Source organism: Burkholderia sp. Ap-955 (genome assembly GCF_011753045.1).
Taxonomy (GTDB): domain Bacteria; phylum Pseudomonadota; class Gammaproteobacteria; order Burkholderiales; family Burkholderiaceae; genus Burkholderia; species Burkholderia lata_D.
In genome coordinates, this window is record NZ_VWWH01000033.1 from 26080 (window position 1) to 45587 (window position 19508).

General features: G+C 63.3%; 12 protein-coding genes. 3 read left to right on the plus strand and 9 right to left on the minus strand.

The window, feature by feature from the left end; genetic code table 11:
• Position 1: 1 nt before the first annotated feature.
• The 3 genes from F3J15_RS18865 to F3J15_RS18875 form a co-directional block, all read right to left on the minus strand.
• Positions 2–3193, minus strand: coding sequence for an efflux RND transporter permease subunit (locus F3J15_RS18865; protein WP_089449023.1), 3192 nt, complete (start codon positions 3191–3193; stop codon positions 2–4).
• A gap of 15 nt (positions 3194–3208) precedes the next feature.
• The gene (locus tag F3J15_RS18870; RefSeq protein ID WP_089449022.1) at positions 3209–4465 is read right to left on the minus strand and encodes an efflux RND transporter periplasmic adaptor subunit; all 1257 of its coding nucleotides are present in this window, start codon (positions 4463–4465) and stop codon (positions 3209–3211) included.
• A gap of 231 nt (positions 4466–4696) precedes the next feature.
• Positions 4697–5581, minus strand: coding sequence for a LysR family transcriptional regulator (locus F3J15_RS18875; RefSeq protein WP_166893380.1), 885 nt, complete (start codon positions 5579–5581; stop codon positions 4697–4699).
• Positions 5582–6177: 596 nt separating this feature from the next.
• On the opposite strand from F3J15_RS18875, the gene F3J15_RS18880 reads away from it, so the two are divergent.
• A complete protein-coding gene (locus F3J15_RS18880; protein ID WP_166893382.1) occupies positions 6178–7158 on the plus strand; it encodes an AraC family transcriptional regulator in 981 nt (326 codons plus the stop codon).
• A 79-nt stretch (positions 7159–7237) separates the two neighbouring features.
• On the opposite strand, the gene F3J15_RS18885 is transcribed toward F3J15_RS18880, so the two are convergent.
• From F3J15_RS18885 to F3J15_RS18895, 3 genes are all read right to left on the minus strand, one after another.
• On the minus strand, positions 7238–8209 hold the full coding sequence (locus tag F3J15_RS18885; protein WP_166893384.1) for an aliphatic sulfonate ABC transporter substrate-binding protein: 972 nt from the start codon (positions 8207–8209) through the stop codon (positions 7238–7240).
• A gap of 267 nt (positions 8210–8476) precedes the next feature.
• The gene (locus F3J15_RS18890; RefSeq protein WP_069249922.1) at positions 8477–9418 is read right to left on the minus strand and encodes a LysR family transcriptional regulator; all 942 of its coding nucleotides are present in this window, start codon (positions 9416–9418) and stop codon (positions 8477–8479) included.
• A gap of 300 nt (positions 9419–9718) precedes the next feature.
• Entirely contained in the window at positions 9719–11017 is a 1299-nt protein-coding gene (locus tag F3J15_RS18895) for an adenylosuccinate synthase (RefSeq protein WP_166893386.1), read from the minus strand.
• A gap of 139 nt (positions 11018–11156) precedes the next feature.
• Between F3J15_RS18895 and gcvA the strand changes: the two genes are divergently transcribed.
• Positions 11157–12062, plus strand: coding sequence for a transcriptional regulator GcvA (gene gcvA / locus F3J15_RS18900; protein WP_166893388.1), 906 nt, complete (start codon positions 11157–11159; stop codon positions 12060–12062).
• A 179-nt stretch (positions 12063–12241) separates the two neighbouring features.
• On the opposite strand, the gene F3J15_RS18905 is transcribed toward gcvA, so the two are convergent.
• On the minus strand, positions 12242–12550 hold the full coding sequence (locus F3J15_RS18905) for a hypothetical protein (protein WP_046547226.1): 309 nt from the start codon (positions 12548–12550) through the stop codon (positions 12242–12244).
• A gap of 2606 nt (positions 12551–15156) precedes the next feature.
• Between F3J15_RS18905 and F3J15_RS18910 the strand changes: the two genes are divergently transcribed.
• Positions 15157–16473 carry a replication initiation protein gene (locus tag F3J15_RS18910; RefSeq protein ID WP_039369202.1) on the plus strand — a complete coding sequence of 439 codons (1317 nt, stop codon included), beginning with the start codon at positions 15157–15159 and terminating at the stop codon, positions 16471–16473.
• Positions 16474–16567: 94 nt separating this feature from the next.
• Here F3J15_RS18910 and F3J15_RS18915 read toward each other — a convergent pair whose 3' ends face one another.
• Together F3J15_RS18915 and F3J15_RS18920 are read right to left on the minus strand one after the other, a co-directional pair.
• Entirely contained in the window at positions 16568–17599 is a 1032-nt protein-coding gene (locus F3J15_RS18915; protein WP_166893390.1) for a ParB/RepB/Spo0J family partition protein, read from the minus strand.
• Positions 17592–18287 (minus strand): ParA family protein, encoded by a 696-nt coding sequence (locus F3J15_RS18920; RefSeq protein ID WP_011350423.1) that lies wholly within the window; start codon positions 18285–18287, stop codon positions 17592–17594. The genes F3J15_RS18915 and F3J15_RS18920 overlap by 8 nt, the downstream gene beginning before the upstream one ends.
• Positions 18288–19508: the final 1221 nt, after the last annotated feature.

Here is a 19508-nt window from a genome sequence, read left to right on the forward strand (position 1 = left end):
GTTACTGCCCCTTCGAATCGTGTGCGTCGTCGTGACCGCGCTGCAGGTCGCCCTGCACGAGACGCCATGCGTCGTCGACGTTTTCCGTCTCGCCGCTGAAGATCGCACGAACCCGCACGAAGAACATGGGGATCATGAAGATCGCGAGGAACGTCGCCGTGATCATCCCGCCGATCACGCCCGTACCGATCGCGTGCTGGCTCGCCGAGCCCGCGCCGTTGCTGATCGCAAGCGGCAGCACGCCGAGCATGAACGCGAGCGACGTCATCAGAATCGGACGCAGCCGCAGGCGCGCCGCCTCGATCGCCGCGCGCACCGGCCCCATGTTTCCGCCCGCCTGCAACTCGCGCGCGAACTCGACGATCAGGATCGCGTTCTTCGCGGACAAGCCCACGGTCGTCAGCAGGCCGACCTGGAAGAACACGTCGTTCTCGAGACCGCGCAGCATCGTCGCGAGCAGCGCGCCGACCACGCCGAGCGGCACGACCATGATCACCGAGAACGGGATCGACCAGCTTTCATACAGTGCCGCGAGACACAGGAACACGACGAGGATCGAGATCGCGTACAGGATCGGCGCCTGCGAACCGGACTGGATTTCCTGGAACGACAGGCCCGTCCACGAGTAGCCGATACCTTCCGGCAGCTTGCTCGCGAGCGCTTCCATCGCCGCCATCGCCTGCCCGGTCGACTTGCCTTCCGCGGCCTGCCCCTGGATCTCGATAGACGACACGCCGTTGTAGCGTTCGAGCTTCGGCGAACCGTAGCTCCAGTGGCCGGTCGCGAACGCACTGAACGGCACCATGCCGCCCGCGCTGTTGCGCACATACCAGATGTTCATGTCTTCCGGCGTCATCCGGAACGGCGCGTCAGACTGCACGTACACCTTCTTGATCCGGCCATCGGTATCCAGGAAATTGTTCACGTACTGCGACGCCCACGCGATCGAGAAGGTCTGGTCGATCGCGGCAGCCGTCACGCCGAGCGCGTTCGCCTTCTCGCGGTCGATGTCGACCTTGTACTGCGGCGTATCGTTCAGGCCGTTCGGGCGCACGAGTGCCAACGCGGGATCCTTCGCGGCCATCCCGAGCAGCTGCCCGCGCGCGGCCATCAGCGCTTCGTGGCCGAGACCCGCGTTGTCCGTCAGCTCGAAGTCGAAGCCGGCAGCGGTGCCGAGTTCAGGGATCGACGGCGGGTTGAACGGGATCACCATCGCGTCCTTGTACTGCGCGTAGTGTGCGAACGTCCGGCCGATCAGCGCCTGCACCTTCTGGTCCGAACGCTGACGATGCTCGTACGGTTTCAGCTTCACGAACACGAGACCGGCGTTCTGGCCGCGGCCCGCAAAGCTGAAGCCGTTGACCGTGAACACCGAGTCGACCACATCCTTCTCGGTGGTGGTCAGGTACGTGTTGATGTTGTCGAGCGTCTTGCCGGTCGTTTCCTGCGTGGAGCCGGACGGCGTCTGCACGATCATGAACATGTAGCCCTGGTCTTCATCCGGCAGGAACGACTTCGGCAGGCGCACGAACATCACGCCGACCGCGATGAACACGGCCAGGTAGATCACGAGCCAGCGGCCCGAGCGCCGGATCACGTGGTTCACGCCGCTCGTGTAGCGATCGCGGCTGCGATCGAACGTGCGGTTGAACCAGCCGAAGAAACCCTTCTTCTCTTCGTGATGCCCTTGCGGGATCGGCTTGAGGATCGTCGCGCACAGTGCCGGCGTCAGAATCAACGCGACGAGTACCGACAGCACCATCGCCGACACGATCGTCAGCGAGAACTGACGATAGATCGCGCCGACCGAGCCGCCCGAGAACGCCACCGGCACGAACACCGCCGACAGCACGAGCGCCACGCCGACGAGTGCGCCGGTGATCTGGCCCATCGCCTTGCGGGTCGCCTCCTTCGGCGACAGCCCCTCTTCCGCCATCACGCGCTCGACGTTTTCGACCACCACGATCGCATCGTCGACCAGCAGGCCGATGGCGAGCACGAGGCCGAACATCGACAGCGTGTTGATCGAGAAACCGGCGACGCCCATGATCGCGAACGTGCCGAGCAGCACGACCGGCACCGCGATCGTCGGGATGATCGTCGCCCGCAGGTTCTGCAGGAACAGGTACATCACGAGGAACACGAGCACGATACCTTCGAGCAGCGTCTTGACCACTTCCTCGATCGACAGGCGCACGAACGGCGTCGTGTCGTACGGATAGTGGACGACGAGACCGTGCGGGAAGTACTTCGACAGCTCCTGGACCTTGGCCCGCAGCGCCGTCGCGGTGGCCAGCGCGTTCGCGCCGGTCGCGAGCTGGATGCCGAGACCGGCCGTCGGCTGCCCCATGTACTTCGTGTCGAACGTGTAGTTCTCCGAACCCAGCGCCGCGCGGCCGACGTCCTTCAGGCGCACCTGCGAACCGTCCTGGTTGACCTTCAGCAGGATGTTGCCGAACTGCTCGGGCGTGCGCAGCAGCGTCGATTCGGTGATCGTCGCCTGCAGCATCGTGCCCGGCTTCGCCGGCGTGCCGCCGATCTGGCCGCCCGCGATCTGCACGTTCTGCTGCGTGATCGCAGCCGACACGTCGGTCGGCGTGAGGCTGTAGTTGGTCAGCTTGACCGGGTCGAGCCAGATGCGCATCGAAAACTGCGAACCGAGCAGCAGCGTCTGGCCGACGCCGTTCACGCGGCTGAGCGGATCGAGCACGTGCGACGCCACGTAGTTCGTCAGATCCTCCTTCGACATGCTGCCGTCCTCGGAGTTGAACGCGAACCACATCAGCCAGTTGCTGCTCGACTTCGTGACCTGCATGCCGAGCTGCTGCACGACCTGCGGCAGGTTCGGCGTCGCGAGCGACAGCTTGTTCTGCACCTGCACCTGCGCGACGTCCGGATTCGTACCCGGCGCGAAGGTCAGCGTGATCGTCGCGTTGCCCGAGTCGTCGCTCGTCGACGACATGTACAGGAAGTTGTCGAGACCGCTCATCTGCTGCTCGATCACCTGCGTCACCGTGTCTTCCACCGTCTTCGCGGAAGCGCCCGGATAGTTCGCCTGGATCTGGATCGTCGGCGGTGCGATCGTCGGATACTGCGCGATCGGCATCTTGAAGATCGATGCGACGCCGGCCAGCATCAGCACGATCGCGATCACCCACGCAAAGATCGGGCGATCGATAAAGAACTTGGCCATGAAACGGACTCCTTGTTATTGCGCGGCCGACGCGGCGGTCGAACGCGCGGCAGCATGGGCGACAGTGCTCGCCGGCGCGGCGCCGGACGCATTCGCGGCGCTTGCCGGTGTGCCGGACGCTGCGTCCGGCGCCGGTGCGAGCTGCGCCGCGACGGTCTTCACGGTCGCACCCGGGCGTACCTTGTCGACGCCCTGCACGATCACGTGGTCGCCCGCTTCCAGACCGCGTTCGACGATCCAGTCCTGGCCATACGTGCCGGCCGTCGTCAACGGACGTGTCTCGACCTTGTTGGCTGCGTTCACGACCAGTGCGATCGCCTGGCCCTTCTGGTCATGCGTGACGCCGATCTGCGGCACCAGGAACGCGTTCTCGTTCACACCTTCCTCGATCCGCGCACGCACGAACATGCCCGGCAGCAGCACACGGCCCGGGTTCGGGAAGATCGCGCGAATCGTCACCGAGCCGGTGGTCTGGTCGACCGTCACGTCCGAGAACTGAAGCTTGCCGGCTTCCGAATAGGTCTTGCCGTCTTCCAGGATCAGCGACACCTTCGCCGCGCCCGGGCCGCTCGTTTTCAGCTTGCCGCTCTGCACGTCCTGACGCAGCTTCAGCCCGTCGAGGCTCGACTGCGTGAGGTCCACGTACACCGGATCGAGCTGCTGCACCGTCGACATCAACGTCGCCTGGCTCGCCTGCACATACGCGCCCGGCGTCACCTGCGAGATGCCGACGCGGCCTGAAACCGGCGAGACGACATCGGTGTAGCCGAGGTTGATCTGCGCGGTATCGACCGCCGCCTGGCCGGCCGCGACGTCCGCCGCGGCCTGGCCCTGCGTGGCCACCGCGTTGTCATAGTCCTGCTTGCTGACCGCGTTCGCGGCCACCAGCACCTTGTAGCGCGCGACCAGTGCGTTCTGCGTGACGAGGTTCGCCTGCGCCTTCGCGAGCGTTGCCTTCGCGCTGTTCAGTGCGGCGACGTACGGCGCCGGATCGATCTTGTACAGACGCTGGCCGGCCTTGACGTCGGTGCCTTCGGTGAATTCGCGACGCAGCACAATGCCGTCGACTCGTGCGCGGACCTGCGCGACGAGAAACGCGCTGGTGCGGCCCGGCAGTTCGGTTACCGCCGGCACGGCCTGCGGCTGGACGGTGACGACGCCGACTTCCGGCGTTTGGGGCGGCGGTGCCGATTCTTTTTTCCCGCACGCGGCCAGGAATACGGCAGCCGTTGCGGCAGTGATTAAGCGGTATGGAACCCGTTCGACGCGCATGGAGCGACCTCTCACAAATAGACGACCTTCAATGGGAATCACCAGATCTCCTCGTGACCTGCACGCGCGGCCGGAATGCTGTCGCTTCCTGTTTGCCGCGGATGCGGTCGCGTATTTCGGGCGTGCGTTGCGCCCTGCGGAGCGTTCGTTCGTCGAACGGCTTCCGAGGAAAAAGAACCATGAGCCCGCAGCGCTGGCGGGCGGGCGTTGCTGCGGCGATCAACCGGGCTGCTAGCGCGCGGGCCGGAACGCGGCGCCGGCGAATTCGACGAATGCCCGTGCAGCGGCCGGCAGATGCGCGGTGCGCGCATGCGCGAGCTTCAGCGTGACGGGCGCGAGCGGGCGAATCGGCGCGACGCGCACCAGCGTGCCGGCCACCAGATCGGCGTCGACGAGATACGCGGGCAGCACTGCAGCGCCCATGCCGGCCACAGCCAGCCGCCGCGCCATCTCGAGATGGCCGACGCCCGGACTGGCGCCGGGCGCGGTGTCGGATCGAAACGCAGCCGCATCGTCATCGCCGGGCGCCGGCAGATCGAGCCGCACGGCCGTGATGTCCGGCCAGTCGCCCGACGCAGCCGCGCCGCCATGCGCGTCGACATAAGTCGGCGCCGCGACGCGCACGGATTCGTAGGCGGCCAGCGTGTGCAGCGCATGCGCACCTGTCACCGGCATGCCGTCGGTGAGGAACGCGACATCGATGTCTTCGGATGTCAGGTCGACATGGGCATCGGTCAGCGTGACGGTCGGCCGCACGTCCGGAAACCGGTTCACGAAACGATCGAGCAATGCGCTCAACTGGCTGAGCCCAAACGCGACCGGAGCGGCAATGCGCAGCGCGCCTTCCGGCTTGCTGCCCATCGCGACGAAACGCCCGTCGATCTCGTCGATCGCACCGAGAATCCGCTCGACGCGCGCGAGGTACAGCTCGCCGATTTCCGTCAGCGACTGGTGGCAGGTGCTGCGTTGAAGCAGGCGCGCGCCCAGGCGCGTCTCGAGCGCATCGACCAGCCGGCTCGCCATCGCCGTCGACACGCGCAGCCGGGTTGCCGCCCGGCGAAAGCCGCCTTCCCTTGCCACCGTCACGAATGCCCGAATCGATTGAAGTTGGTCCATTTGTCCGGATTCCCCTGCGCGGTCGACTGCCTTGACGCGGGCGCCCGTCGCCGCATCGCGACCGACATGCAACGGCCCGGCCAATGCGGCCGCACCGACGCCAGCCACGCCGGGTCGGTCGGCACGCTCGCGCCAGACGCGGGCCGGCAGGCAACGGACGCAAGCCGGCCTCGGCTGGCCCGATGCATGAATATTCGAATAGCAGTCCTGAGTCTTTTCCAGTGGTTCGCCGCGACCACGCCGGCGACGTCCGCCGGCCATGCGACGCTCATGCACGCATCGTCCGCGCGCACTGGATCACGTTTGTTTCAGCAGGTGCAATGGTATGAAAACGGCCGGAAAATGGCTTGCCCGATCCTGCGATTGTTTTGCCTTAATTTCCGAATTTGTGCGCTGCACACCGCGCAGCGGCGAGCGACGCGGTCACCGGCCATGCAGATCCGGATGATCGGGCTAATTTCCCACAGATTTAGGCAATCACGTGCACGCGACTCGCCGTACGATGTGACCGCCGTGCCGGCCCCCCTGCCGGGACACCAACAGGGAATCGCAGCCGCGCACCTTGCACCGACCACTCCGCCATCCGCTCACGCACCATGGAAATCGACGCCCGAACGCCGCCGCTACAGCGCATCACGCCCGATCACGACCCTCGGTCGCCGGCCCGGTCGCCCACGGCCCGACTCGCTGCGCTGATCGCCGCGTATGCACCGCACGACGGCACGTTCGCGCTCCCGGTACGTGGCATGCGCATCGGGCGTGCCTCCGCGTCGCCGCCGCACTGGAACCATGGCGTGCACCACGCGTGCCTGAGCATCGTCGGGCAAGGCGCGAAATCGACGCAGGTTGGCGACGACACCTACGTGATCGACGAATCACGGATGCTGGTGGCGACAGCCGACCTGCCCGTCACCGGCCGCGTGATGCGCGCGAGCCCGGCCGAACCACTCCTTTATGCGCAACTGGAACTCGACCCGGCCCGCATCGCGGCACTCACGCCACGCGTGTTTCCGCTCGGGCTGCCGAAGGCGGTCGACTGCCGTGCACTCGATACGCACGATGCCCAGCGTGAAATCGTCGACGCCATCGTGCGCCTGATGCAACTGGTCGCGCACCCCGACGACATCGACCTGCTCGCGCCGCTGATCGTCGACGAAATCCTCATTCGGCTGCTGCGGGGCCCGTCGGGTGCACGCGTCGCGCAGGTCGGCCAGGCCGATTCGACGACGCAGCGCATCTCGCGCGCCGTCGCCTGGATACGCGACCACTACCTCGATCCGATGACAGTCGAATCGCTCGCGCGGCAGGTGGACATGAGCCCTTCGACCTTCCATCACCACTTTCGTGCGGTCACGTCGATGAGCCCGTTGCAATGCCAGAAGGTACTGCGGCTGCAGGAGGCGCGCCGACTGATGTGCCTGTCGGCAATGGATGCGCGGCAGGCGTGCCGCAGTGTCGGCTATATGAGTGCGTCGCAATTCAGCCGCGAATACGCACGCCTGTTCGGCGATGCGCCGGGCCGTGATGTGCTGAAGCTGCGCGACGAAGCGGTGCCGCTATCCCGCGTCGCGCCGTAGGCCGGCTCGACGCGTGCCCGATTGCGGAGGGTGTGGCACGGTCATTCCGCCGTTGAGCGGTTACTGGCCGGCCGGACCATCAAGCGAGCGCAGGTGGCGCGGCCAGACTGACGTCGACGCGTTTCGGCAGGACGCCAGTCTGGTAGAACACATCGGCGATACGCTGCTGATACGCGAGCGTGTCGCGCGTGACGGGCTCGACACCGAAGCGCGCGCGGCGAAATGCGAGCGCCACCGCAGGCTCCGGAATCCCCCACAGCTTCGAGAACTCGGCCGCGCCCTGCGCGCGGTTCGCATCGAGCCATCGCTGGACCGCCGTCAATTCCGACACGGCCGCGTCCAGCACGTCGGCATTGCGCTGCGCATAGGTGCGCGACGCAAAGTAGTAGCTACGATTCTCGACGAGCCCGGTGCCGTCCGCGACGATGCGCGCGCCGAACGCCTGCTGGACCACCGCGAGAAACGGATCCCAGATGATCCACGCATCGACCGAACGATTTTCGAACGCGGCGCGCGCATCGGACGGCGACAGCCAGACCGGCGAGATGTCGCCATAGTTGAGCTTGGCGGACTGCAGCAGCCGGACCAGCAGGAAGTGCGTGTTCGATCCCTTCACCAGCGCAATGCGCTTGCCGCGCAGGTCCGCGAAGGTCCTGACCGGCGAATCCTTCGCGACCACCAATGCCTCGGCCGCGGGGCCGGCCGGCGTTTGCGCGTAATAGACGAGTGGCGCGCCGGCCGCGAGCGCGAAGATCGGCGGTGCCTCACCGACATCGCCGAAGTCGATCGATCCCGCGTTCAGTGCCTCGAGCTGCGGCGGCCCCGACGGAAACTCGGTCCACGTGACGGTCACGCCGAGTGTCGCGAGCTTGCTCTGCAGCGTACCGCGTGCCTTCAACAGGCTGAGCGGCCCTTTCTGATAGCCGATGCGCAACGTACGCGCGCGGGCGGTGCTCGCCAGCGCAAAGCCCGGATGCGCAGCGGCGCCCGCCGCGATCGCCAGGCCGGCATGCAGGAGCCGGCGGCGGGTTGTGGAGTGTTGGTCTGCCATGTCGTATCGGGTTCGATGAAGAGGATGCGGCGTTGCGCACGCATGCGATGAAGCCGGTCGAACCGATTCTAGGGGAGTGGCGCCGCGCATCGAACCAACGATGTTCGATAACGAAAGCAAGCGCTTTCATAAGGGCACGCCGGTTACCCGGGCATCATTGCCCGGGTCGGTCGCGAGGACGCCGCCGACATCCGCGCAAAAACAAAGGACTACGTATTATTTATCGTTTGACGCGCAGCCTCGGGCTCACACGCCGAAGGTTCGACTTCAGGACTTGCAGGAAGCGGTCAGCGCAGCCTCGTCGGCAGCCAGCAACTCGGGCACGCATTCGCGCAGGAAATCGACGAACGTGCGGATCTTCGCATCGAGATACTGGCGCGACGCGTACAGCGTGTAGACCGTCAGCTTCTGCAACCGGTATTCGGGCAGCACGCGCACCAGCGCGCCGCTCGCGAGCCCGGGCAGGGCGGCCGACATCGGCAGCGAACCGATCCCGAGTCCGGCACGCAGCGCGGCGCCGAGCGCATCGGCGATGTTCACCTGGAAATCCGGCAATGGCAGTTCGAACGTTTCGCGTCCGTTGGGACCATCGAGATGCCAACGGTCGCGCGGAAAGAGCGGCGTGACGATCTGCAGGCACGCATGCCCGGCGAGGTCGCTCACCGTCTGCGGCGTGCCGCGCGCCTTCAGGTATGCGGGGGACGCGCACAGCACGCTGCCCACTTCGCCGAGCCGCTGCGACACGAGCCCGGAATCGGGCAACTCGGTCGTGCTCAACTGCAGCGATACGTCATAGCCTTCGTCGATGATGTCGGGCACATGCTGCGACAGCGTCAGTTCGACCGCAACCGACGGATAGCGCTCACGGTAGCGCACGACTGCGGGCACCACGTAGGACTGGCCGAAACTCGTCGTCGCGTGAACGTGCAGCCGTCCCGACGGCTTCGCCTGTGCGTCGGCCGCCTCGGCTTCCGCCTCGTCGATATAGCCGAGGATGCGCTGGCAGCGGTCGAGATAACGCTGCCCGGCGTCGGTCAGCGCGATACGGCGTGTGCTGCGGTTGAGCAGGCGCGTGCGCAGATGCGTTTCAAGCTGCGCGACCGACCGCGATGCGTAGGCCGTCGTGATGTCCAGGCGCTGGGCGGCGCTCGTGAAGCTGCCCTCCTCCGCCACCCGGACGAAAATGCGCATCATCTGTAACGTGTCCATCGGCCTGTCCCCGGGATTGAGATCACGTCGCGCCACCGTGCGGCCATGGTGCCGGCAGCGCCGGCGCAGGCCGGTCTGGCGCGAATTGTGCGGAACAGTACAGCAGCCGTGCAGACGTGTCCAGTTCGTCGTATTCGGCGTAATCCGGATGCCGAATCGTGTCGCCGAGTCGCCCTGCGCGCGGTGTACGGACCGAGCGCATACGCGCCCCCGTCGCGCCGGCACGCGACCGGCATCGGATCGGCAAAAACTACCCGGCGACCACGATGCCGCCGCGCGATTCACGGCATGGATGACGTATTAGGCCCCGGCGGCCGCATCGAACGGATTACGCAACACGATCGTGTCGTCGCGCTCCGCGCCGGTCGTGATCATCGATACCGGTGCGCCGGCGACCGCTTCGACGCGTGCAATGAAATCCTGCGCGGCGCGCGGCAGCGCCGCACGTTCACGTACCCCCTTCACGGTGCCGCGCCAGCCGTCGAACCGCTCGTACACCGGCTTCGCGCGCGCCTGCGCATCGAGGCTCGCCGGCAGATGATCCACCCGCACGCCATCGAGTTCGTAGCCGACGCACAGCGCGATCGACTCGAAACCGTCGAGCACGTCGAGCTTGGTGAGCGCCAGCGAATCGATGCCCGAGACCCTGACGGCCTGACGCAACTGCGCGGCATCGAGCCATCCGCAGCGGCGCGGTCGGCCGGTATTCACGCCGAACTCCTGCCCGCGCGCACGCAGTGTTTCGCCGGTCGCGTCGGACAGCTCGGTGAGGAACGGGCCGCCGCCGACCCGCGTCGCATACGCCTTGGTGACGCCCAGCACGTGGCCAAGCTTCGACGCACCCAGCCCGGTACCGGCCGCCGCCGCCGAGGCAACGGTGCCGGACGACGTCACGAACGGGTACGTGCCCCAGTCGATGTCCAGCATCACGGCTTGAGACCCTTCGAACAGGATGCGCTCGCCGCGGTCGGTCGCGTCGTTGAGATCGGCCCAGACGGAGCGCACGAACGGCAGGATCCGCGGCGCCAGGTCGATCAGCGTCGCCAGCATCGCGTCGCGGGAATACTCGTCGAGCCCCAGGCCGCGGAACCACGCGTTGTGATGGTCGACGAGCACATCCAGTTTGGCGGCGAGCCGGCCCGGTTCCGCGAGATCGCCGACGCGCAGCCCGCGACGCCCGACCTTGTCCTCGTAGGCCGGCCCGATCCCGCGCAGCGTGGTGCCGATCGGCTCGCGGCGCAGACGCTCCTGAGCCTGATCGATCGCGCGGTGGATCGGCAGCACCAGCGTGGCGTTCTCGGCGATCGACAGGTTATCCGGCGTCACCGACAGCCCCAGCTCGGCCATCCGCCCGATTTCCGCGAGCAGCGCTTCCGGATCGAGCGCCACGCCGTTGCCGATCACGCCGCGCTTGCCGCGCACGATACCGCTCGGCAGCAGCGCGAGCTTGTACGTCTTGCCGCCGACGACCAGCGTATGACCCGCGTTGTGGCCGCCGTTGTAGCGTGCAACGAGATCGGCCTGTGCCGCCAGCCAGTCCACGACGCGCCCCTTACCTTCGTCGCCCCATTGGGCGCCCACGACCACCACGTTCGGCATGCTCCGCACTCCATGTGAGAAATTCAGACAATCATTCGGCCGACCGGGCCGTTTGTATGCCATATTGGCGAAGCTTGAGCACCCTATCAAACGATTAAACCTGAACCATCGTGTGAGTAAATATCACACGAACGATCCGATGGCCCGACGACTCCCTCCGCTGAATTCGCTGCGTGCGTTCGAAGCCGCCGCGCGCCTCGGCAGTTTCACGCTGGCCGCGGACGAACTGTGCGTGACCCATGGCGCGATCAGCCGGCACGTGCAGCAGCTGGAAGCCTGGCTCGGACGGCCACTGTTCGAACGCCATAACCGGCGGGTCGAGCTGACCGACTCGGGCCGCGCGTATCTCGCCGAGGTCGGCGCGTCGTTCGACCGGATCGCGCTCGCCACCGCGCAGCATTTCGGCCACGCGCAGCAGCGCGTGTTGCGCGTCAGCGCCCCCGCGACGTTTTCGTTGCGCTGGCTGGTGCCGAAGCTGTCGTCGTTCCAGGTCGCCCATCCGGCCATCGAGGTGCGGCTGTCGACGTCGAACGAGCCGATCGACAAGCTGCGCGACAAGGTCGACTTGATCGTTCGCGGCGGCCCGCAGGCCATCGACGGTTACGTTGCCGAGGAATTCCTGTCCGAAGTCCGGCTGCCGGTGTGTGCGCCGAAGCTGCTGGAAGGCCGGCCGTTGCATACGCCTGCCGATCTGGCCGGCTTCACGCTGCTGCACGCGGCCACCTACCCCGGCATGTGGCCTGAATGGCTCGCGGCAGCCGGACAGCCGAATCTCGTGCCGCGCCACTCGCTCACGCTCGAGCACTTCTACCTGACGTTGCAAGGCGCACTCGACGGGCTTGGCGTCGCGATGGGACCGATCGCGCTCGTCGCGGACGACATCGCAGAAGGTCGGCTGGTGCAGCCGTTCAGCGAACCGGCACTGCCGCCGTGGCGCTACTTCACGTACGTGGCCTCGGCACGCGCGAATGACGAATCGGTGCGGGCGTTCAAGGACTGGTTGAAGGTGGCGGGAAATACGGCGGCACCGGGAGTGCGGAGCTGACTGTGTCGGTGTGCAAAGCGCACGCGCCGAGACATACAGGAATGCGAAACAAATAACGCAAGCGCCTGGACCGCGTTTGCCTTCGTCGATACCGGGAATGCTGTTTTCGAGGTGCGCCGCGGAGCCGCGACGCACGCGGCAAGCCGCGGATCGAACCGTGGCTTGCCGCCGGCCGGCGCTTACTGACTTGCGCCGGCGGCTTTCTTCTCCGCGTTCTGCAGGTTCTGCGGATAGTTCGGATCATTGGCCGCGGGCTTGTAACCGGCGTCTTCGAGTTTCTTCAGCTCGGCGTTGTTCTTCGCACGTGCTGCCTTGTGCTCTGCCTTGCGTTGGGCCCGGGCCGCCTTGCGTGCCTGGCTCTTCGCTGCCTTCGCGTCCTGTGCCGCGGGTGCGCTGGCGTCGGTCTGCGCAAACGCAGGAACTGCCGAGCCGAACAGGAACGCGGCTGCGGTAGCAGCCAGCGTGAGTTTTCTGATCTGGATTTGCATCGCTGAACTCTCTTTTCTGGTTTATCACGGATTGAAAGACCATCGAGATACCGCCCCTGTCCCGATCGGTTGTCATGCCGAGTTCGGGACCTGTGCATCATAACCGCGCCGCGAAAAATGTGGCGCCAACGTGGGAACGGAATGGGGATACACGTATGGGAGACAACGTGGATGCCGGTCGACTGTCACCGACAGGACGAACTGTGTGGCGCGTGTCGACGCGTGCGCCGATCGCGCTGCGGCGGAGACAGGACGCGGTCGGTATACCCGCGATTCAGCGCGGAGGATGGGTCATGTGCGCCCGGTGCAGTGCGATGTGAGTGACCCAGGACCGTTTCATAGGGGGTGTTGCCGGCACGCTCGCGCCTGAGGTGACTGTTATCAGACCATTCACGATCACAGCATCAGCAGTCGAACTGTGTGCCGCGTTGCCAGTCGACGCGGTTCAAGCGACGGTTCCTCCCATAAACGACCACGATTCGGTTTTGCGGCGATCAACGCATGCACGATTGCATCGCCACGGCGCGCAGCATTCGATCCGGCAACCAATCGCCGCACTGTGATGCCGAGCGCTACGTGGGCCGGTACAACGCGTCACCGCGTGATCCTGTGGGTCCGTATGACGAATGGTGTGAACACATCGCGTGTGGTGAAGATATCGGCGGGATTCACTTCACGGCTGCGCTGACGGTGCCGCGCCGATGTCGTTGCGCTCGTCTGGTGACCGTGGCACGTCGGGTTGCGATGTCGCGGCCACGCTTGTGATCCGTGCGATTCGGCTCAGGAACGCACCGCGCAACGGGTGCGAATCACAGGTTTTTCGTTCCGCCGCTTGGCTCGCCCGGAATCCAGACGGGTGCCGCTGCCTGCACAGCATGCCGATTCCTGCGGCCTTGCCTGGTTGGTGAGCTTTTACAGGATTCGGAACTGTCGGAAGGTGAGCATGTTCGGGATCATCGCTTGAATTCGATTGCGGTGAGCTTCCCGGTCGCCCGCATCTTCACGTTGGTTCGCGACGTGCCCTGGATCGACCCAGGAGTCGGCGATGCGTGCAGATAGCGCCACCCAACCAGTTCATCCGCGGGAAGCCGTTCCCGGGCCTCTCCTTGTGACCTGGTGCACAGCATTGAACTTCGGTTGGTGGTTTCAAAGGTAGAAAGTTCGAAGACCACCGAGGCAGCAAAGCGAACGACGTCGATTGCCTCTGTACACAGCCCACAGGCTAAATTTGACCAGAGACGCGCGCGGGCAAGCGGAAAAACTTGTCCACGGACAGGGACGCATGAGTGCAAAAAACCCTTCGGCTGCCGTCCCGGATGATTTCAAACTGCTGTGAACGAAACCAGAGAGATTCATGTTTCCGGATCGTTGATCCGCTTTGCGGGTCGGTGATACGCGCTGCCAGGGTCACGAAGCCGGTTTTTTTGATCCCATAAACGGGAACCTGTGCGTGGAAACGGAGCCTTCTTCCAGTTTTTCTCCCATAGGTTTCTACGTTTCGGGCTCATGTGAGTGTGTACTCACCTCTTCTGCGAGCCTTGTCGGGCCTTGAGCCTGTGTGGAACAGGGCGCCAAGTCATTGTTTCCACGCTTGAATCGAAGGTTTGAGAGGCGAGCGACACCATAGATGGCTACCCATTGGTAGCGGTTTATGGGGTTCGTCTTTCTGCGGAAGCGCACGTGTGTTTACATCTTTTGTAAACCACGTTTACTTCTTTAACTACTTTTAGACGGCTCACAGCCTTATCTGACAAGGGTTTGATGAGGGTTCGGTACCCATTTATGGGAGCACAGGTGTAAGGGCTTGGGAGTTTAGGTCTGTGGATTTGGGGATTGGGGTACCCCGTTGTGGGGAATCGGGGTTGTGGATATGGGGCAAGCGTACCCGGTTATGGGAAATCGGCCCGGAAACGCGTTGGGTAGTCGTCTATGGGAATGCCCGTGGGTAACCTTTTATGGGGCGCTTTTGGGGATCCGTGAACGCAGGGCCGCACAGTGATTTTTCTCGGGTAGCCGGTTATGGGGCCCCTCAAAGGTAGCCGATTATGGGTCACATCTGGGGTGGCTCGATTGCTTCTCTCCCGGATTTCCTGTGGCTGGCTCCCATGGACAGGATCGATGGGACCGACAGGTAACCTTTTATGGGGAAAACAATGGGTTGCCGTTTATGGGAGCGATGTTTGCCTTCAGGGCTGGAATCAGCGCAGCCAACGCAGCCGGTGCCGGTCGAAAGGTACCCTCCTGTGGGAATCGGTGAAGGTAGCAAGTTATGGGAAGAAAGCAGGTCTGTGCTGCAGAGCACCACGAATTCGCCCAACGGTCTCGATTCTCCGCATTTGCTTCCCATGGATGGTTACCTTGCCAGGGGGCAAATCTCATGCCGGGTTTCCGCGTCCGGGCAGGAAAGGTAGCGGGTTGTGGGAAGCATTTTTGTCGAAAGGTAGCTGGATATGGGGTTCCGCACAGATCGTCTGATTGTGAATTTTCCTTTTATATCTGTAGGTTAGCGGAGATAGTGCAAGTAAATCCGGAACAAGGACGTTGCTCGTTGGCGCGAAAAGGTATAAAGTCCGCTCTCAACAAGGTGACCTTATCCGGACATTACGATGCCGCGCAAGCCCGCAAGCAAAGGCTCAGACAAACAGGTTTCGCTGTTTCAGACCCCCGAGCCTCCCGACTTGCTGCGCAAGGCGGTCCAGGCGATTCATATCGCGCCCAAGTCCGGAAAGATCGGCCTGCAGCAGCGCAAGATGTTCAGTTCGCTGATCAAGAACGCGCTACGCCAGGAGGCGTTCGAGCCGGGGCGGACGAGCTTCTCGATCTCGCTTGCGTCGCTTTCGCACGAGAGCGGGTTGAACAGCAACAATACGAAGTACGTGAAGGACACGGTCAACTCGCTGATCAGTACCGTCGTCAACTGGGACTATCTGGCCGCGGATCGATCGACAGTCTGGAAAGCGTCGGGCCTGCTCGCCGGCGCGGAGCTCGAGCAATCGGTGCTGAAGTACAGCTTCTCCGACCAGATTCGCAGCGAGTTGCTCAACCCCGAGATCTACGCACTGATCGATATGCGGATCGCCCGCGAGTTCCGGCGGTCGCACTCGCTCGCGTTGTGGGAAAACACGGTGCGCTACGAGGGGATCGGCATCACCGCGAAGATTCCGCTGCCGAAATTTCGTGACCTCATTCTCGGCCAGGACAAGGCGTCGCAGTCGTACAAGGAATACAAACTGTTCAAGAGCAAGGTCCTGGTGCCGTGCATTCAGGAGGTGAACGAAGTTTCGGATCACACGCTCGAGCTGATCGAACACAAGTCCGGCCGGAGCGTGGAGGCGGTTCAGTTCAAGGTGACGCGCAAGCAGAGCACCGATACGGTGGAGGACGGCGACGTCAAGAACGAAGCGCTGGTCGAGGAGGTCGCCAAGTTCGGCATCCCGCGCTCGGAAGCGCGCCGGCTGATCACGCAATACGGCGTGCAGCGCATCAAGGCGGCGATTGCCTATACGCTCAATCGGACTACGAAGAAGAATGCGGCGCCGGTCGACAACGTGGCCGCGTATTTCCGCAAGGCGCTGACGCACGGCTACACGCTGTCCGACGGGCAGGGAACGGAAGCGGCGGCCCCGGCGAAGGAATCTGCACAGAGCAAGCAGGAGCAGATTCGCGATAAATATCTGGCGGCGAAGGTCGAGGAAGCCGGCGCGTATTTCCGCGAACTGGAGATCGACGATCAGACCAAGCTGATCGAGCGTTACAACGAGACGGTAGCAGGCTCGAAGGACCTGACGCTGTCGCCGAAGAAGAAGGCGAGCAAGCTCGCGCAGACCAGTTTCTTCCGATGGCTCGCGCTGGATACGTGGGGCGAACCGACCTCGGACGACTTGCTGGAATTCCTGCTGAAAAGCAGTCTCGCCGGCAACTGAACAAGGCCTCGCAGCCGGATGTGTGTCGCGCGCCGGACGTCGTCGTCCGGCTTCGCGGTGCAACGCGGATGCGAGGCCTTCTGCTTTTCGCGCGTTACTGTTGCGTGGCCGTTGCCAGTTCGGCAACGTACGCGTCGATGACGGTCTTGAGCTTGTCGGCGAGCGCTTCCTGGTGCGATGCGTCGACGCCCTTGAGCTGCAGATCCAGACGTCCGTCCGGATAGGTTTTCAGCTGGCCGATCGCTCGCGATTCGAGCGCGAAGTCATGGCGAACGCTGTAACGCGTACGCCCCGCTTTCTTGCTGCCGTCGCTTTGTGCACGCAGGAAATTCTCCAGATCACGAACCGACTTTTTCCGGTCGATCACGGCCGTCAACAACCGGTCGGCAGTCGGCTCGCCCAGGCGTTCGAAGATCAGCTTCAGGAAGTATGCCGCCTGCAGGCCGACCACGTCGTTCGCGCTCGCCATCCGTTCCAGGAGCGTGTTCGGGAGCGCGTTGAGCGACAGCGTCTTGCTGATCGATGCCTTGTCCTTGCCGATCTTTTCCGCCAGCGTGTTCTGGTCGGCAAAGACTTTCTCGTCGAGGAGACGCTTCCACGCGACCGCATCATCGAAGATCGTCTGGCGTTCGTGGTCGTGGTTCGCGCGATACGCGATCGTGTAGAGCTGCTCAGGCGTGTGATCCGTGCGGAACGTGGCGTTGATGGTTTCATCGCCGTTGATGCTCGTCGCGCGGAGCCGGCGTTGCCCATCGATCACCACGAGCTTGCCGGGAAACTCCGGGAGGCGCGTAACCTTGATCGGCTCGATCTGCCCTTCCCGTTTCAGTGTCAGAGCGAGCTCGTGCAGACTCGACTCCGAGTAGAACACGCGCGGGTTGAACGGGTTCGGAATGCAATCCTTGACCAATACCTTCTGAGGCGCGCCAAGATCCGGTGTGCTGGCTGGCGTGGCCGCGGCCGGCGCACTGGCGGGTGCCGTTTCGCCGACGACATTCGGTGCAGCCGCCGGTTCGGGCAGCCGCGTTTCGAGTGCCGCATTCTCCTGCGCGAGTCCGCGCAGCAGGCCGGCTGCGAGATGCAGGTTGCCGGTCGGCTTCTTGTCCTTCGAGGTGTCCTTAGCCATGGGCGGCTCCGGTAGCGCGCGTCGACGCGATGTATTGGGCCATTTCCGTGACCAGCTTTTCGATTTCCGCACGGGCTTCTTTCAGGCCCTTCAGATATCGATTGTGGTGATGGATCGTGGTGCCGAGCGCAAACGTCTGACGGTAGACCTCGCGCTGCGCGATCTGGCTGTCGAGCAGATGCTCCCCTATTTCTTCAGCCCTTAGAATTTTTAAAATTTCTTCACGCATTTTAGTTTTTCCATTAACGCTATTCAGCATTAATGCGGAAGAAAGATTCGGGTTACGGACGGACCGCATCGACTCGATCATGCGGATCATCGCGACCGTGCTGTAGAGATCGGCTGGCGACGGTGACAGCGGCACGAGGCAGAAGTCGGCGACCTCGAGGACGGAGGCGATGCGTGGGTCTTCGAGGTTGCCAGGACAGTCGACAACGATCACGTCGAAGTTCGCGTCCTGTTTCTTGATCTCGCCGCCGATGCCGCGACCGGCAGGGGCCAGAGAGAGAACCGTCATCGGCAGCGTGTTCTCGCCGCTCGTCACCCACCGGACGGACGTGCCTTGAGGGTCGGCATCGATCAGGGCGACCTTGTTGCCGCCGGCTTCGAATGCAGCGGCGATATTGACGGAGATGGTTGTCTTTCCAGTTCCACCTTTTTGATTACTGACGGCGATCTTGAAAGCCATTAAATTCCTCCACGGAGTTTTGCGTAATATATTCAATTGTTATCGAAATGTCCAGAAAAGCCTTCGACGTGATGTATGTCTTGAAGATCGATGTGGTTGTCACGTGACAAGTGGGCCGAATGGCTAACGAGTCAATCGTGATTGGCGGTCGAGTAAAAATAAAACTGACGATCGCGGTTGGAAATTACGTACGAAGATCGGGAGGAAGTTCGACAAATTGCCGATGCCTGCGTTTGCGAATGGAGACGGGCCCCTTGAGTCGCAGTGTCTCCGGCAGGACTCACCACAATTTCCGTTAGCCAATTCATGGGCGTCGCGACGAAACGTGGTTGTCACGTGACAAGCAGAAGGGATTTGCTCCTTCTCAAGGTGGTCCAGTGCGCGAACATCGCTGATTTGATCGCTCTTATGGTAATGGGGAGATCATTCGATGCCCGAAATACGACTTTGGATTTGGAATGACCGCCTCTCGTGCGATGAGTTGTCACGTGACAATCGATTCAGAGCGGAAGGTAACGGAAGTGCTGAATCGTTCCTCTGGAGGGGTTGTGATTGGACTCAATAGAGCATGAGCACGTGGATCGCTAAAGAAGAGATTCGCGTCGCGGACTTATCGCAATATGCAGCTTCCTGGATGGATTGGCTGCGGCGTTGTCACGTGACAACTGGCGTGTTGTATCGGGGGACTTGGGTGTCGAAGTGGCGGCTTGCGCCGCATGTCGGACGAGGGGCGTCCTATGTAGAAGAGTATGGTCATCAATTGCTTCGCAGACCCGGGAGCTTCATCATTGTCTATCCGTAGTCATATGCCAGAAGAAAGGCGCCGGTTAGCTTGCCGGGCTGCACCCGTGAGTACGTATCACGGGTGTGTTTGATATGACCCCATTTATGCGGGGTGTTTTGTTCGAATCACCTTTGCCCATGTTTGGGTCGGAAGGGGGGGGGTATGACCTTGGTCGCGCGTAGCCTTGAGTTAAGCCCGGAACTTCTGCGCGACAACTCTGCATGCGAGGCTCTGATTTGCGACGAACTGCAGTGTTGAAGGCTACATTACAACTCAGACGGGCCGGATCGTGAAACATTTCCAGGAAATTCGACGTTCGTGGAAATCCTTACCTGGCAATGGGTTGCGCTCTATTCTTCATGTTGTTTCACGCCCAATCGCCGATATCACCCTTGTAAATAGGGGCGTATGATCATTTCGCATGCTTCGTGCCAAAG